Annotated in this window: 14 protein-coding genes; 7 read left to right on the top strand and 7 right to left on the bottom strand. The window is 68.8% G+C overall.

All coding sequences use genetic code 11. The features are described from left to right. Window positions 1-31: 31 nt before the first annotated feature. Genes E2F46_RS02335 through gloB form a run of 3 tightly spaced genes read right to left on the bottom strand, consistent with a single transcriptional unit; the run spans window position 32 to window position 2,860 of the window. Window positions 32-829, bottom strand: a complete 798-nt coding sequence (locus E2F46_RS02335) for an enoyl-ACP reductase FabI (RefSeq protein ID WP_133320540.1) — start codon at window positions 827-829, stop codon at window positions 32-34. A gap of 25 nt (window positions 830-854) precedes the next feature. Continuing rightward, on the bottom strand, window positions 855-2,099 hold the full coding sequence (locus E2F46_RS02330; protein ID WP_133320539.1) for a lytic transglycosylase domain-containing protein: 1,245 nt from the start codon (window positions 2,097-2,099) through the stop codon (window positions 855-857). After that, window positions 2,096-2,860, bottom strand: a complete 765-nt coding sequence (gene gloB / locus E2F46_RS02325) for a hydroxyacylglutathione hydrolase (protein WP_133320538.1) — start codon at window positions 2,858-2,860, stop codon at window positions 2,096-2,098. The genes E2F46_RS02330 and gloB overlap by 4 nt, the downstream gene beginning before the upstream one ends. A gap of 102 nt (window positions 2,861-2,962) precedes the next feature. Here gloB and E2F46_RS02320 point away from each other — a divergent pair, with 102 nt between their 5' ends. The 3 genes from E2F46_RS02320 to dnaQ are packed head-to-tail and all read left to right on the top strand — an operon-like array spanning window position 2,963 to window position 4,820. Then, window positions 2,963-3,613 (top strand): methyltransferase domain-containing protein, encoded by a 651-nt coding sequence (locus tag E2F46_RS02320; RefSeq protein ID WP_133320537.1) that lies wholly within the window; start codon window positions 2,963-2,965, stop codon window positions 3,611-3,613. Next, window positions 3,610-4,071 (top strand): ribonuclease HI, encoded by a 462-nt coding sequence (gene rnhA / locus E2F46_RS02315; RefSeq protein ID WP_133320536.1) that lies wholly within the window; start codon window positions 3,610-3,612, stop codon window positions 4,069-4,071. The genes E2F46_RS02320 and rnhA overlap by 4 nt, the downstream gene beginning before the upstream one ends. 38 nt (window positions 4,072-4,109) lie before the next feature. Next, window positions 4,110-4,820, top strand: a complete 711-nt coding sequence (gene dnaQ / locus E2F46_RS02310) for a DNA polymerase III subunit epsilon (protein WP_133320535.1) — start codon at window positions 4,110-4,112, stop codon at window positions 4,818-4,820. Between the two features lie 129 nt (window positions 4,821-4,949). Here the strand turns inward: dnaQ and E2F46_RS02305 are convergent, their stop codons facing one another. Together E2F46_RS02305 and E2F46_RS02300 are read right to left on the bottom strand one after the other, a co-directional pair. After that, window positions 4,950-5,654 (bottom strand): PP2C family protein-serine/threonine phosphatase, encoded by a 705-nt coding sequence (locus E2F46_RS02305; RefSeq protein ID WP_133320534.1) that lies wholly within the window; start codon window positions 5,652-5,654, stop codon window positions 4,950-4,952. A 134-nt stretch (window positions 5,655-5,788) separates the two neighbouring features. Next, window positions 5,789-8,278, bottom strand: a complete 2,490-nt coding sequence (locus tag E2F46_RS02300) for a penicillin acylase family protein (protein WP_133320533.1) — start codon at window positions 8,276-8,278, stop codon at window positions 5,789-5,791. 138 nt (window positions 8,279-8,416) lie between these two features. Here E2F46_RS02300 and bfr point away from each other — a divergent pair, with 138 nt between their 5' ends. Then, window positions 8,417-8,902 carry a bacterioferritin gene (gene bfr / locus E2F46_RS02295; RefSeq protein WP_133320532.1) on the top strand — a complete coding sequence of 162 codons (486 nt, stop codon included), beginning with the start codon at window positions 8,417-8,419 and terminating at the stop codon, window positions 8,900-8,902. A gap of 36 nt (window positions 8,903-8,938) precedes the next feature. Here the strand turns inward: bfr and E2F46_RS02290 are convergent, their stop codons facing one another. After that, on the bottom strand, window positions 8,939-9,598 hold the full coding sequence (locus tag E2F46_RS02290) for a thiopurine S-methyltransferase (RefSeq protein WP_133320531.1): 660 nt from the start codon (window positions 9,596-9,598) through the stop codon (window positions 8,939-8,941). A gap of 31 nt (window positions 9,599-9,629) precedes the next feature. Further along, window positions 9,630-11,873, bottom strand: a complete 2,244-nt coding sequence (parC, locus tag E2F46_RS02285) for a DNA topoisomerase IV subunit A (RefSeq protein WP_133320530.1) — start codon at window positions 11,871-11,873, stop codon at window positions 9,630-9,632. Between the two features lie 346 nt (window positions 11,874-12,219). On the opposite strand from parC, the gene E2F46_RS02280 reads away from it, so the two are divergent. From E2F46_RS02280 to xylA, 3 genes are all read left to right on the top strand, one after another. Beyond that, window positions 12,220-12,426, top strand: coding sequence for a hypothetical protein (locus tag E2F46_RS02280; protein WP_133320529.1), 207 nt, complete (start codon window positions 12,220-12,222; stop codon window positions 12,424-12,426). 402 nt (window positions 12,427-12,828) lie between these two features. Further along, window positions 12,829-14,331 (top strand): xylulokinase, encoded by a 1,503-nt coding sequence (gene xylB, locus E2F46_RS02275; RefSeq protein ID WP_133320528.1) that lies wholly within the window; start codon window positions 12,829-12,831, stop codon window positions 14,329-14,331. Window positions 14,332-14,386: 55 nt separating this feature from the next. Continuing rightward, on the top strand, window positions 14,387-15,730 hold the full coding sequence (xylA, locus tag E2F46_RS02270; RefSeq protein WP_133320527.1) for a xylose isomerase: 1,344 nt from the start codon (window positions 14,387-14,389) through the stop codon (window positions 15,728-15,730). The last annotated feature ends 41 nt before the right edge of the window (window positions 15,731-15,771 follow it).

Raw genomic sequence — 15,771 nt, 5'->3', positions numbered from 1 at the left:
CATGAGGCTTGCGCCGAGGCGTGGCGCGGCATCATTCCCCGTCGTGCAGCCCGGTCATGCCGAGGATGTTGTAGCCGCCATCGACATAGGTGATCTCGCCGGTCACGCCGGCCGCCAGGTCCGAGCACAGGAACGCGGCGACGTTGCCGACATCCTCGATGGTGACGGTGCGGCGGATCGGTGCGTTCGATTCCACGTGGCCGAGGATCTTGCGGAAGCCGCCGATGCCGGCCGCGGCCAGGGTCTTGATCGGGCCGGCGGAGATGGCGTTGACGCGCGTGCCTTCCGGGCCGAGGTTGAGCGCAAGGTAGCGCACGGTCGCTTCCAGGCTGGCCTTGGCCACGCCCATGACGTTGTAGTTCTCCAGCGCGCGTTCGGCGCCGAGGTAGCTCAGGGTCAGCACCGCGCCCTGGCGGCCCTGCATCATTGGCCGCGCCGCCTTGGACAGTGCCGCCAAGGAGTAGGCCGAGATGTCGTGTGCCAAGGCGAAGTTTTCGCGTGTCAGCCCATCGAGGAACTGGCCGGCGATGGCCTCGCGCGGCGCGAATGCGATGGCGTGCACAAGGATGTCGAAGCCGTCGCTCCAGTGCCTGCCGAGGTTGTCGAACAGCGCCGCGATCTGCGTGTCGTCGGCGACGTCCAGCGGGAACGACGGGCCACCGCCGAGCTTCTGCGCCACGTCTTCGACGCGCGATTGCAGCTTTTCGTTCTGGTAGGTGAAGGCCAGTTCGGCACCTTCGCGGTGCATGGCTTCGGCAATGCCGTTGGCGATGGAGCGCTGGCTGGCGATGCCGGTGATCAGGGCGCGTTTGCCTTGCAGGAAACCCATGGGATGCTCGCGGATAGGGACGCGCCTATTCTGCCACGCCGGCCGCGCCGGTCTCCGGGGGAGTGTCGTCCACCTGCAGCACCATGCCGGGGCGGAGCACGCTGGTGGCCTGCAGGCCGTTGCGCGCAAGCAGTTCGTCGCTGCGCACGCCGTAGCGCCGTGCAATGACCCACGCCGATTCGCCACGGGCGACGGTGTGGGTGCGCGGCGATGTCGCCTCGGCGGCAGGGTCAGGCTCGGGCGGTGCCATGTTGACGAATCCGGCAACACCGCTCGTCGCGGTCGACGGGCGGGTCGGGGTCGGGGACGGGACGGTGTTGGCAGCCACCAGGCGCGCGGCGCTGTCGTTCAGTGGTGCCAGCAGCATGCGGCCGGGCGCGGACGCGATGGCGCCGTTCGCGTGCGCGGGGTTGAGGCGCTTCAGTCGTGCCGCGTCCAGCCCGTGGCGCTGGGCGAACGCATCCAGGTTGCCGCGCCCGGCCGGCACTGCTGCGAGCAGCGCCACCGGACGGTCGAGGGAATCCAGCCAGGCCTCGCGTTCCTCGGCTTCCTCCAGCAGGCAGGACAGCGCATGCAGTTTGCGTACGTAGGCGTGGGTGATGGCGGGCAGGGCGAGGGTCTCGGGCGTCGCGTTGGCCGGCGTCTGTCCTGCGCGACGCAGGGCGCCCAGTACGCGGTACTCGCCGGCGTTGTACGCCATCACCGCCAGCCGCCAGTCACCAGCGAACATGCCGTGCAAGGTCTTGAGGTAACGCACGGCCGCCTGGGTGGAATCCACCGGCGACAGGCGCCCGTCGTAGCCGCTCTCGATCGGCACCTTGTGGTTTCTGGCCGTCGTGGCGATGAACTGCCACAGCCCGACCGGGCCCGAGGGGCTGCGCGCACCGGCGCGGTAGCCGCTCTCGACGAAGGGAATCAGCGCGAACTCGGTCGGCAGATAGGCTTCATGCAACGCGTCGACCACGTAGCCGAACAGCGGCAGCACGTCGGTTCCGGGCGTGGCGAACTGGCCCGGCGCATGCGCAAAGTGCCGGCGCCAGCGCTCGCTGTCGCCGGGCGCGCATTCGGGCTCGGCCAGGCCTTCGCGGAACTTGCGGTAGATCTCCAGCCCGTTGCGGGTGCCTGCCGGCATGAGTACGGTGCTGGTGCCGGTATCGTCCTCCTGGGCGGCGCCGGGCGCGGCAGGCGGTTCGGCCGCAAGCGCGACCGGCACCAGGCACGCCAGCACGAGGATGGCCAGCGGCCTGCGCCATCGATGTCGCCGGGTCATGCGGCGAACCCGTCTTTCCAGCGCCGTAATGCGGCGAAGGCGGCCACCCGGTCGCTGGCGACAGCGGGCTCGCGCGCGACCACGGCATCGCGCACGGCGGGCGCATCGATGCGCAGGAAGGGGTTGCAGGCCCGTTCGTCGCCCAGGGAGACGGGCAGGGTGGGGTATCCGGTGTCGCGCATCGCGATGACCTCTTCGTGCCGGCGCTGTAGCGCCGGGTTGCCGGGATCGACCACGCGCGCAAAGGCGGCATTGGCCAGCGTGTACTCGTGCCCGCAGCAGACCAGGGTCTCCGCGGGCAGGGTGGCCAGCCGGTCGAGTGAGCCGAGCATGTCGCCGGGCGTACCTTCGAACAACCGTCCGCAACCCAGACTGAAGAGGGTGTCGCCGCAAAACAAGTGACCGTGGCCATGGAATGCGATGTGGCTCACGGTATGCCCGGGGACCGCCAGCACCTCGAAGCGCCAAGGGGCGGGATGGATGACATCGCCATCGGCGACCGCGTGGGTAACGGTGTCAATGCGTGGGTCTGCCGGGCCGTACACCTGCAGCGTGGGCCAGCGCTGCAGCAGGGCAGGCACGCCGCCCACGTGGTCCGGGTGGTGGTGGGTCAACAGGATGGCGCGCGGCGACAGGCCGGCATCGGCGGCGGCCAGCACCGGCGCCGCCTCGCCGGGGTCCACGATGACGGCGTTGCCAGCGTCATCGGCAAGCGTCCAGATGTAGTTGTCCGAGAGGGCCGACAGGGCGCGCAGATGCATGGGGGCTCCGGAAGCCTGGGACAGAGGAGGCGATCGACGGCCGCCATGGGTCTTCGATGCCACGGGCGTGAACCAAGGGGCCGACGCCGTAGAATGGCGACCATGCCTTCTTCCCTGCCGGGCGGTCAATCCGCCGCCCATGCCTGGTTCCAGACCCCGGCCGGCCGCGCGGTGGTGGACGCCCAGGCGTCCCCAGTCGCCGACGCCCTGCGCCAGCGCCCCGGCCAGCACTGGCTGTGGCTGGGGCCGGGTGCCACCGCGGGACCCGAAGACGCACGTGGGCTGCGACTGGCCGTGGCGGAAGGTGGCTGGCAGGGCGATATCGCCTGCAGCCTGCCACTGCCGCTGCCCAACGAGTCCTTCGCCACGGCCGTGCTGCAGCACGCGGTACCGGCCGGCGGCGAGGCCGACGCCCTGCTGGCCGAGGTCGCGCGGATCCTGGTCCCGGGTGGACGGGTGTGGATGTTCGTGCTCAATCCGCTGTCGCCATACCGCTGGCGCTGGCGGGGCACGGGCTTGTCGGCTGCGGAGCCGCTGACCTGGCGCCGTCGCCTGCGCCGGCACGGGCTGGTGCCCGACCCGGTGTCCCAGGGCGTGGGCCCGAGCTGGCGGGTGGAGGCCGCGTCGCCTCCGCAGCACGGCCCGGGCCTGCGGGCGGCCTACCTGCTGCAGGCCGAGAAGCGCGAGTTGCCGCTGACGCCGCTGCGCCAGCGGGCCGCGCTGCGCCTGCCGCAAGGGGTGCCCGCGGCATGAAGATGGTCGAGATCCATACCGATGGCGCGTGCCTGGGCAATCCCGGCCCCGGCGGCTGGGCGGCCCTGCTGCGCTACGGCGAGCGCGAGCGCGAGCTGGCCGGTGGCGAACCGCAGACCACCAACAACCGCATGGAGCTGATGGCCGCCATCGTGGCGCTGGAAACCCTGACCGAGGCCTGCGATGTCACCCTGCATACCGACTCGCAGTACGTGCGCCAGGGCATCGCCGAATGGATGCCGAACTGGGTGCGGCGCGGCTGGAAGACCGCCGGCGGCGCACCGGTCAAGAATCGCGACCTGTGGGAGCGGCTGCATGCCGCCAGCCAGCGGCATCGCATCGACTGGCGTTGGGTGAAGGGCCACTCCGGCGATCCCGACAACGAGCGCGTCGATACGCTCGCCCGCGACGAAGCCATTCGTGAGCGTGCGGCCGGCAACGCCGCGCAAACCGCCTAGCCCGAATCCATCCAGGCCCCGAAACCCACCAGGAACGCATGCGCCAGATCGTCCTCGACACCGAAACCACCGGCCTGGAATGGAAGCGCGGCAACCGCGTGGTGGAGATCGGCTGCGTCGAGCTGGTCGAACGGCGGCCGACCGGGCGCACCTTCCACAAGTACCTCAACCCGCAGCGCGAGTTCGAGCCCGGTGCGCAGGAAGTCACCGGGCTGACGCTGGAGTTCCTGGCCGACAAACCGCTGTTCGCCGACATCGCCGACGAGTTCCTGGCCTTCGTCGATGGGGCCGAGCTGGTGATCCACAACGCCGCGTTCGACATGGGGTTCCTCGAACACGAACTGGCCCAGCTGGGTGGACGTGGCCGCCTGGCGGACCGGGTGACGGTGCTCGACTCGCTGTTGCTGGCGCGGCAGCGCTACCCCGGCCAGCGCAATTCACTCGATGCCTTGTGCAAGCGGCTGGGCGTGGACAATGCGCACCGGCAATTGCACGGGGCGCTGCTGGACGCCCAATTGCTGGCCGAGGCCTACCTGGCGCTGACCTCTGGACAGGGCGAGATCGGGTTCGGCGGCGAGGCGTCGACCACCCCGGCCGCGCAGGCCGCGGTGGTGCGCGTGGTCGATGCCGGTCCGCGTCCCGCGATCACCCCCGACGCGGAAGAACTGGCCCTGCATGCAGCGCGTCTGGAGGCGATCCGCAAGAAGGCCAAGGATGCGCGCTGCCTGTGGGATGACGCGGCGGCCTGAGCGGACTGGCCTGGGAGCGCACTTCAGCGGAACGGACCATTTCGCCGCCCGGCGCCACGTTCGAAGTGCTTGAGACCTGCCCGACAGCTCCGGCGCACGCCTGGCGTCAGCCGAACTGCGCCGACCGACTCAGTGCCTGCGTACCAGCAGTACGGTCACGTTGTCGGACCCACCGCCATCGAGCGCCGCGGCCACCAGTCCGTCCACGCATTCCTGCGCGCTGCATTCGTCGTGCGCCAGCACCCGGGCGATGCCCTTGTCGTCCACTTCCTCGGTCAGCCCGTCGCTGCACAGCAGCAGCTGCATGCCGGGGCCGAGTTCGCCTGACAACGTTTCGACGTTCAACTGCTGCGGGTCGGTGACGCCCAGCGCCTGCGTGACCACGTTGCGATGCGGATGGCTGCGCGCCTGGTCGATGCTGATCGTGCCCTGCGAGATCAACTCCTGCACGTAGCTGTGGTCCTGCGACAGCTGCACCAGCTTGCCGCCGTGCCACAGGTACACGCGACTGTCGCCGACCCAAGCGACTTCGAAGCGGCTGCCGACCACGCGCGCGGCGACCACGGTCGTGCCCATCGGCAGCGAGTCGTTGCGTTGGCGAGAGGCGCGGATGATCTCCTCGTCGGCGATGCGGATCGCCTGCGGCAGTGGCGTGCCCTGGCGGATCTCGCGCACGATGGCTTCGCGCGCCAGCGCGCTGGCGACCTCGCCGTATTCGTGCCCGCCCATGCCGTCTGCGACCAGCCACAGGCCCAGCTCGCTGTCGCCGTAATACGTGTCCTCGTTCAGCTCGCGGCGGAGGCCCGCATGGGTGAGGTGTCCGAATTCGATCATGCGATCCCCGGGGCGGGGCAGGGCGGCTGTCCCATACATCAACGAAGGATGGCCCGGCGGGCGGTCATCGCGCGGTGAAGACGACGCATGCAGTGCATGGACTGTTCCGTCCTTGGAGGATGCGCGCCAAGGTATCAGAGCGACGGCGAGAGCGTCAGCCGGTGGCGCGTTGGACCCGGCAGGAACGGCGATGGCCGTCCGTGGACCCAGTCGTCGTGGCCCGCGCCCCAGAAGGGCGACAGTGGATGCCCGCTCTGCCCACCGGGCATGTGCGCGATGCCCTCGGCCTCCCGGCCCGGAGAGACCACCATGCGTTGCGACGCGCCGAAGCCCGGACCCTGCACGCGCGGCACCAAGCCATCGCCGGGCAGTGGGTCGGCCGGCATGCACAGCCGCGACCTGAGCACGCTGGGCAGCGCGCCGGCCAGCGGGTGGCAGATGCGCGCGGTGTTGCGCTCGCCCCATGTGCGCTCCGCCAGTGGCCCGTGCGGTGCGAGTTCGGTGCGGACTTCGCGCGCGGCATCCTCGAACAGCGCGTCCCAGGTCTCGAAGCGCTTCGACAGCAGGTGCGGCGGCCGTGTGGTGACCAGCGGCCATGCCACGCCCTCGAGTTGCGGCAGGTCGGGCATCTCGAACGCATCGCCCAGCGCGACGCGGGCGGGCGCGACCAGGCCATCGGCGACGCGCGACAGCACCGCCTGCCGCCAGGCGCGCACGAGTCGATAGCCCGCCGAGTCGACGCTCGCGCGACCGCTCCAGTCCCGGGCGGCGTCGGCCAGCTCGCGCAGGGCGGATGATGCGTTGTCTTTGGCACGGTCCTGGAGCAGCGTGTGCCAGTTCGACAGGAGCAGCGCGCGATCGTCGAGCTGGATCGCCAGCAGGTCCTGTTCGGTGAACCGGTCCTTCGCCAGCAACTGGTCGCGGATCTGCTGCTGGCGCACGCCGAGCGCGTAGCCGCCGTCGCCGATGCGTTCGAGGTCGGCATCGGAAACGACGCGGGCGTTGGCGGTCCAGAGGCGATGCGTGTCGGGCGAGCGTGTGGACGGGGATGCCGTCGTGTTGATATCCCATCGATAGCAGCGCTCGCGTCGCACGCCCGCTGGCGCGCTTTCAGAGGCGAGGCCATGGATCTCTGCGGGATCGTTGGCGACCAGGTCGCCTGCCGAACAGCCGCCGCGGCGTTCCGGCAGTGGTCCCAGCAGTCGCCACGCGATGTTCCCGACCGCATCGCCGACGACGAGGTTCTGCGTCGGCGTGGCGGTGCGGTCTGCGATTGCCAGGGCCTCGTCGAGATCGGCCGCATGCGCGAAGTCGGCAAGGCCGAAGTTGATAGAGCCGCGCAGGTGCGCAACCCAGCGCAGCGACAGCACGCTGCCGTTGCCCGCGTCGTGCAGGATCGGCCCCCACCGGGTTTCGCGCACATCGAAAGCCAGGGGCGCGTCGCCGGCCACGTCGATGCGCTCGACGTGGGTCACGGCATCCGTGCATCCCTCCGTCGCGTTCTCGCCACACGGCGTTTCCAGCGCCCAGTCCAGATAGTCGCCGTAGCTGTTGGTGAAGCCCCAGGCGACGTGCCCATTACTGCCCACGATCACCGCCGGCAAGCCGGGCAAGGTAAAGCCCTGCACATCGACCCGGCCACCCGGTGCCCACGCATCGGGATAGCGCAGTCGCGCGCGGAACCAGATGTTCGGCGCGCGCAGGCCCAGGTGCATGTCGTCGGCGACGATGGCGCGGCCATCCGCCGTCAGTTCGCCGGAGACGGCGAAATTGTTGCTGCCGGGAGAGAACCCGGTCGCCGCAGGCGACCCGCCGATGCCTCTCTCCCGCGTCGCGGCAGAGTGGGGGACCATCGACGGAGCGGATGGTGGCGTGAGGGCAAGCGACTCAGCGTCGTCGTCTGGCGCCGGCAGGGCGCGCAGGTCCACCTCATCCGCCACGGGCAGCACCGCATCGCCGAAGCCTTCGCCCGACAGCGGCGCATCCCAGCGGCTACCGCCGTGCGTCAGCAGCGCGAACAGCGCCTCGGGCAGGTGCGGGCGCAGTTTCCACAGCGCGAGTTCGCGCGTGTTGCCCGAATCCTGCAGGTCGAAGTACATGGCGTAGCCGGCAAGCGCGGAATCGGCTTCGGTCCAGGGCTGCGGGGTCTGGCGGAGCAGCAGGTACGGCCACGGGCGCACGCGCAACGTGGACAGCCCGGCATTGACGCCTTCGGTGTAGGCCCGCAGGGCATCTCCCTTGTCGCCGATGATGGCGTCGAGGTTGTCCATCACGCGCGCGCGCATGCGGTGCACGCGGTGGCGCTTGTCGGTGTCCAGCGCAACCGGGCCGAACAGCGCCGCCAGTTCGCCCGCCGACGTGCGTCGCAACAGGTCCATCTCGAAGAACCGTTCCTGCGCGTGCACGTAACCGAGCGCGCGTGCCGCATCGGTCTCGCTGGCGGCCTCGATGGTCACCACGCCAAGCGCATCGCGCTGGAGGGTCGCGGGCGCCGACAGGCCCGGGAGATGCATTTCGCCATCGAGCGCGGGCAGGCTGCCGCGCACCAGCCACGAAGCCAGCAGGGCCACGATCAGCAGCAGGGCGAGGAGCAGCAACAGCAGGCGGCGCAGCCAGCGGACCATGCGGGTGTTCCCTTGGCGGGGTTGTCGGGCGTGGTCTACATCATGCCGTTTTGAGAATGCGAAATGCAGTCGTTCTCACTCGATCATCGTCATCCGGGGTTGGTTAAGCTGTGGGCACCCCCGCACCGGCACGCCCTGATGAAAGGCCATCCCGAAGTCATCGATTACCTGAAGTTCCTGCTGCGTGGCGAGCTGGCGGCGCGGGACCAGTATTTCCTGCATTCGCGCCGCTACGAAGACCTCGGCCTGCATGCGCTCTACGCACGCATCAACCACGAGATGGAAGAGGAAACCGAGCACGCCGACGCGCTGCTGCGGCGCATCCTGTTCCTCGAGGGCACGCCGGACATGCGTCCCGATGCCTTCGAGCCGGGCGAGACGGTCGAGCAGATGCTGCGCAAGGACCTGGACCTCGAGTACCTGGTGCGCGACAACCTGGCCAAGGGCATCGCCTTGTGCGAACGGCATGGCGACTATGTCAGTCGCGAAGTGCTGGTGACCCAGCTGGCCGACACCGAGGAAGACCACACCCACTGGCTGGAGCAACAGTTGCGCCTGATCGAAATGGTCGGCCTGCAGAACTACCAGCAAAGCCGGATGGGCGAGGCGTCGCCGTCGGCCTGAGCATGGCCTGCGGCGCGCGCGCTGCACGAAAGGGGATCAAGCCTGCTTGTGCAGGCGGTAGGCGCAGGTATGCAGCGTCGTGATGCCTTCGTCGAGGAATGAGGCCTCGCGCTGCAGGATGTCGCGGCGTTCGAGCAGTTCCACCTGCCAGTCCCGTCCATAGACCCGCATCACCTCGTCCTGTTGCACGGAAAACGGCGGCCCGTCCTTCTGGTGCTGCGGATACTCCAGCGTGACCAGCAGGCCGCGGCAGCCGATGGGCAGCCGCGCATGCAGGGCCAGCGCGTAGCGCTCGCGTAGATCGGGTGGCAATGCGATCAGCGCGGCGCGATCGAACACGCCCCCACAGTCCGACAGCGTGGCCGCATCCAGCGCGAAGGCATCGCCGCGGATGATCTCGATCGCGTCGGCCACGTGGTGCAGGCCGAGGCGCGACTCGTGCACATCGGGGACCAGCCCGTGTTCGGAGAAGAACTGGTCCACCGCCAGTTGCGACAGCTCGACCCCCAGCACGCGATGGCCGCGCGACGCGAGCCACGGCATGTCAAGCGACTTGCCGCACAGCGGCACGAAGACGCGGCTGCCCGGCGCAAGCTGCAGCGATTCCCAATGCGCCTCCAGCAGCGGCGACGGACGCGCCTGGTGGAAGCCGATGCGGCCTTCCCGCCAGCGCTGTTGCCAGAAATCAGGTTGCACTTGCTTCCTCCGCCTGACTTGGACTGAACGGCTATTCGACCAGCAGCCCATCCACCTTCTGCCAGCCCCGCGGCAACAGGCCGCCGCGACTGGCGCGCGCGCCCACGTAGTCGCCCAGGTCCTTGAACGACAGGCTCATCGTGCGCGTGCCGGACTGCACCACCAGCGTACCGCCCGGCGGCACCACGGCCACGGCGACCACGCGCTCGGTGCCACGCTTGGCCTTGGGGATCTCGATCAGCTTGTTGCCCTTGCCCTTGTCGAGTTCCGGCAGCTCCGAGACGGGGAACGCCAGCAGGTGGCCGGCGCTGGTCACCGCGACGATGCGGTCGTCGGGGTTGCCGGCGACGGCGGCAGGCTGCAGCACCTTCGCGCCTTCCGACAGCGACAGCATCGCCTTGCCGGCCTTCTGCCGGCCGGTGAGGCTTTCGAACCGGGTGACGAAGCCATAGCCGTGCGACGAGGCCAGCACGTAGCGGTCGTCGTTGCCGCCGCTGGCCAGCGCCGCGAACGACGCGCCGGCCGCGGGCGAGAAGCGTCCGGTCAGCGGTTCGCCGTTGCCGCGCGCCGAGGGCAGCGAATGCGCCAGCGTCGAATAGCTGCGACCGGCGCTGTCGAGGAAAGCCACCTGCTGCGTCGTGCGTCCCTTGACTGCGGCGAGCAGGGTGTCGCCTTCGCGGTAGGACAAAGTTTTCGCGTCGATGTCGTGGCCCTTGGCCGCGCGTACCCAGCCCTTCTGGCTGAGGACGATGGTCACCGGTTCGCTGGCCACCAGTTCGGTTTCGTCCAGCGCCTGCGCGGCATCGCGCGCAACCAGCGGAGAGCGGCGGGGGTCGCCGAATTTCTTCGCATCCGCCAGCAGCTCGTCCTTGACCAGCTTGCGCAGCTTGGCCTTGCTGGCCAGCGTGGCGATGATGCGGTCGCGTTCGCTGTCCAGTTCGTCCTGCTCGCCGCGGATCTTCATTTCCTCGAGGCGGGCAAGCTGGCGCAGCCTGGTTTCAAGGATGTACTCGGCCTGTTCCACCGACAGCTGGAAGCGTGCGATCAGCGCCGGCTTCGGTTCGTCCTCGCTGCGGATGATGCGGATCACCTCGTCCAGGTTGAGGAAGGCCACCAGCAGGCCTTCCAGCAGGTGCAGCCGGCGCTCGACCTTGTCCAGCCGGTGGCTGAGGCGGCGGGTGACGGTGTCGGTGCGGAACAGCAGCCACTCCGACAGCAGTTGCTTGAGGTTCTTGACCTGCGGGCGGCCGTCGAGGCCGATGATGTTGAGGTTGACGCGGTAGCTCTTCTCGAGGTCGGTGGTGGCGAACAGGTGCCCCATCAGTTGCTCGGCATCCACGCGGTTCGAGCGCGGGATCAGCGCGATGCGCACCGGGTTGGCGTGGTCGGATTCGTCGCGGATGTCTTCCAGCCACGGCAGTTTCTTGGCACGCATCTGGGTGGCGATCTGCTCGATCACCTTGGACGGCGATACCTGGTAGGGCAGGGCGGTGACGATGATGTTCGCGCCTTCCTTCGCGAACGTCGCGCGTGCACGCACGCTGCCGTGGCCGGTTTCGTACATCGCCAGCAGGTCGGCGGTGGGGGTGATGATCTCGGCGGTGGTGGGATAGTCCGGGCCGCGCACGTGTTCGCAGAGGTCGCGCACGCTGGCATCGGGGTCGTCCAGCAGGCGCACGCAGGCGCTGACGATTTCGTTGAGGTTGTGCGGCGGCACGTCGGTGGCCATGCCCACGGCAATGCCGGTGGTGCCATTGAGCAGCAGGTGCGGCAGGCGCGCGGGCAGCCAGCTGGGCTCGTCCATCGTGCCGTCGAAGTTCGGCGTCCAGTCCACCGTGCCCTGGCCCAGCTCGCCCAGCAGCACCTCGGCGATGGGGGTGAGCTTGGATTCGGTATAGCGCATCGCCGCGAACGACTTGGGGTCGTCGGGCGAGCCGAAGTTGCCCTGGCCGTCGATCAGCGGATAGCGGTAGGAGAACGACTGCGCCATCAGCACCAGCGCCTCGTAGCAAGCGCTGTCGCCGTGCGGATGGAACTTGCCGATCACGTCGCCGACGGTACGCGCCGACTTCTTCGGTTTTGCTGCGGCCGACAGCCCCAGCTCGCTCATTGCATAGACGATGCGGCGCTGCACCGGCTTCAGGCCGTCGCCGATGAACGGCAGCGCGCGGTCCAGCACCACGTACATCGAATAGTCGAGGTAGGCGCGTTCGGCGTATTCGCGCAGCGGGATCTGTTCGAATCCGTGGAACGGGGTACGGACGGGATCGGTCATCTTCTGGATCGCGGCAGCGGCAAGGGGAAGCCGACGATTCTACCGCTGGCGACAACCACGGCCGTGCCGCCGGGGGGCGACGGCGAAGCGGCATGCAGGGGCTTGGCGCGGTGGACGGCAAGCCCGCGCGGGCCTTCGTCCGGCAGGCTGCGCAAGCGCCACGGTCAGGGTTTTCCTACACCCGCGCGCGGTGAGCGCCGACTGTATCGGCCGGCCCGGCGGGGCATTCTGGTTCTGCCAGCAACGTGCGTGCCGTCGATACCCCCGGCGCATGTCAAGCAACGTACGGGCGCCACGGGACGGCGCCGCTGGTACCCCACTTTTCAGGTTTTCGAAGGATCGTCCCATGTCGACGCTCGAACTGATCGCCCGCGGTGGTGGCTGGCAGCTGGTGGACGCCGGCAAGCTCTCGTTCTGGTTCCCGGAGCGCGAGAAGGCGCTGGAAACCGTGACCATGATGGCCGATGCCCGCAGCCTGCTGCACGGCATCGCCACGACCGTCCACGCCGAGAACCACAGCGGCGAAGTCGAACTGGTGGCCAGCTTCGGCTAGGTTCGCCACGGCGGCGCTTGCAGCTTCACCTGCCTCGTTTCTCCAGTAACGGTGGGACCGCATCCTGGCCGGGACCTGGTCGTGTTCGAGCGAACCGATGACGCTCCCGCCGTGTGCCGTGATCTGGCGGGATGCCGGACACCGCGGGCACTCAAGTGCGCCACTGCCCTGCCCCGAGGGAGAAAGGCAACAATTAATGGTAGCGCTAACATAATTCTGGCTTGGTGGACTGCCTTCCATGCCGCGCTGCAGCACGGCTTTTCCAGTCTGCGCTGCTACAGTCGGCCTATCTCAACGGGGTGGTGTCGGGGTCATGGGGCAGGCGGTCCGTCCATCGATGCGGCAACTCACGGCGGCAGATCGTGATAGCGCTAACCTGATTCGAATTGCCGGGGGCGGGCGATGACCGTGCTGGCGGGCATCGATGCCGGCACCCAGAGCATCAAGGTTCTGGTGTACGACGCGGACCGTCGCGAAGTGCTGGACTCGGCCAGCGCACCGCTGGATCTGATCAGCGGCGAGGATGGCAGCCGGGAGCAGCACCCTTCCGACTGGGTGCATGCCATGGAGGCCTGCTTCGACCGTTTCGACCCGGGGCTGCGGGCGCGGATCGCGGCGCTGTCGGTGTCCGGGCAACAGCACGGCTTCGTGCCGCTGGATGCCGCTGGCCGGGTCCTGGCGCCCGCCAAGCTGTGGAACGACACCAGCACCACCGCCGAATGCAGCCGCATCATGGACGCGTTGGGCGGCGCGACCAAGACGATCGCCTCGGCAGGCAACCCGATCCTGGCCGGATACACCGCGTCCAAGCTGCCGTGGACCAAGGCCCATCGCCCGGACGCGTACGCGAAGCTGGCGACGATCCTGCTGCCGCACGACTACCTCAACTTCGTGCTCACGGGCGAGCTGTGGATGGAGCATGGCGACGCCTCCGGCACCGGTTGGCTGGACGTGCGCACGCGGACCTGGTCGCCGGACCTGCTGCGTGCGACCGATGCCGATCGCGACCTGGGCGACTGCCTGCCGCCGCTGGTGGCGCACGACACGCTGTTCGACATCGCGCCAGCGTCTGCAGCGCGCCTTGGCCTGCCGACCACGGCGAAAGTCGCAGTGGGTGGTGGCGACAACATGATGGCCGCCATCGGCACCGGCTGCGTCGGCGAGGGCCGGCTGTCGATGAGCCTGGGCACGTCGGGCACCCTGTTCGCGCATGCGTCGCGACCCATCGTCAGCGACGACGGCGACTGGGCGGCGTTCTGTTCGTCCACCGGTGGCTGGCTGCCGCTGATCTGCACCATGAACTGCACCGTGGTCACCGAGCAGGTGGCGCGCCTGTTCGGCTTCAGCACGCGCGAGGGCGATGCGCACATCCACGCCACGCCGCCGGGCGCGCAGGGATTGACCATGCTGCCGTTCCTCGGCGGCGAGCGCACGCCCGACCTGCCGCTGGGCAAGGGCGTGCTGGCCGGGCTGGACCCGCACAACATGAGTCCCGCGCACCTGTATCGCGCGGCAATGGAAGGCGCCACGTACGCGCTGCGTTACGGGTTCGATGCCTTCGTCGCGGCCGGCATGCGTTTCGAGCGCATCGTGCTGACCGGCGGTGGCGCCAACAGCGCGGCGTGGCGGCAGATGGTGGCGGATGTGTTCGACCTGCCGGTCGACGTGCCGCGCCAGGCGGAAGGCGCCGCCTTCGGCGCCGCGCTGCAGGCGCTTTGGGCACTGGAGCGCAGCCAGGGCAGTGATGCCACCATCGAATCACTCGTGGGCGCCCATGTCACCACCGACGCCAGGCAGGCCTGCACGCCGGACCCTGCGCGCGCCGAGGCCTACCGTGCGCCCTACCGTCGCTATCTGCAGCACCTCGAAGCCGTGATGCCGCTGTTCCGGCCGGGCAGTCCATAGGCGTGAACCAGTCACGCATCCCTCCCCAACGCATCTTCCACAGGACCATCGCAGCATGAGCACGACCCCCTTCATCGGCGCACGCGAGTACTTCCCCGGCATCGGCAGGATTGCCTTCGAAGGTCGCGACTCTGACAACCCGCTGGCGTTCAAGGTCTACGACGCGGACAAGCGCATCGGCGACAAGACCATGGCCGAGCACCTGCGCTTCGCGGTGTGCTATTGGCACAGTTTCTGCGGTGCGGGCCACGATCCCTTCGGCCCGGGCACGCGTGCATACCCCTGGGATGCGGGCGATGGCAAACCTCTGCAGAAGGCGGAAGCCAAGCTCGATGCCGCCTTCGAGTTCTTCACCAAGCTCGGTGTTCCCTACTGGTGCTTCCACGACATCGACCTGTCGCCCGATGACGATGACATCGGTACCTACGAGTCGAACCTGAAGCACATGGTGGCGCTCGCGAAGGCGCGGCAGTCGGACACCGGGCTGAGGTTGCTGTGGGGCACGGCCAACCTGTTCAGCCATCCGCGCTACATGAACGGCGCGTCCACCAACCCGGACTTCGCCGTGGTCGCACGCGCTGCGGTGCAGGTGAAGGCGGCGCTGGAAGCCACGGTCGAGCTGGGCGGAGGCAACTACGTGTTCTGGGGCGGCCGCGAAGGTTACGCCACCCTGCACAACACCGACATGAAGCGCGAGCTGGCGCACATGGCGCGGTTCTTGACCATGGCGCGCGACCATGGTCGCAGCATCGGATTCAAGGGCAACTTCCTGATCGAGCCCAAGCCGATGGAGCCGATGAAGCACCAGTACGATTTCGACAGCGCCACCGTCGCCGGATTCCTCAAGGACCACGGGCTGGAGAAGGACTTCAAGCTCAACATCGAAGCCAACCACGCCACGCTGTCGGGCCACAGTTTCGAACACGACCTGCAGGTCGCCAGCGACCACGGCCTGCTCGGCAGCATCGACGCCAACCGCGGCAATCCGCAGAACGGCTGGGATACCGACCAGTTCCCGGTGGACCTGTACGACACCGTCGGCGCGATGCTGGTCGTACTGCGCCAGGGCGGCCTGGCGCCGGGTGGCCTCAATTTCGATGCCAAGGTGCGGCGCGAATCGACCGATCCGGCGGACCTGTTCATGGCCCACATCGGCGGCATGGATGCGTTCGCGCGCGGACTGGAAGTGGCGCATGCGTTGCTGACCGCTTCGCCGTGGGAGCAGTGGCGGAGGGACCGCTACGCCAGCTTCGATGGCGGAGACGGCAAGGCGTTCGAGGAGGGCGGACTGGACCTCGCGGCGCTGCGTGCGCTTGCCGGCAAGGCAGGTGAGCCCGCGCAGGTCTCCGGGCGGCAGGAGCAGTACGAGAACCTGCTGAACCAGTACCTGTTGCGCTGAGCTTGCCCGGCGTCGCATGCGGTGCCGGTGGTAACGATCCC

Origin of the sequence: Luteimonas aestuarii (assembly GCF_004357985.1) — a bacterium.
GTDB classification, from domain to species: domain Bacteria; phylum Pseudomonadota; class Gammaproteobacteria; order Xanthomonadales; family Xanthomonadaceae; genus Luteimonas; species Luteimonas aestuarii.
Note: the sequence above shows the minus strand (reverse complement) of the source record. Positions and strands in the feature narration are given on the sequence as shown.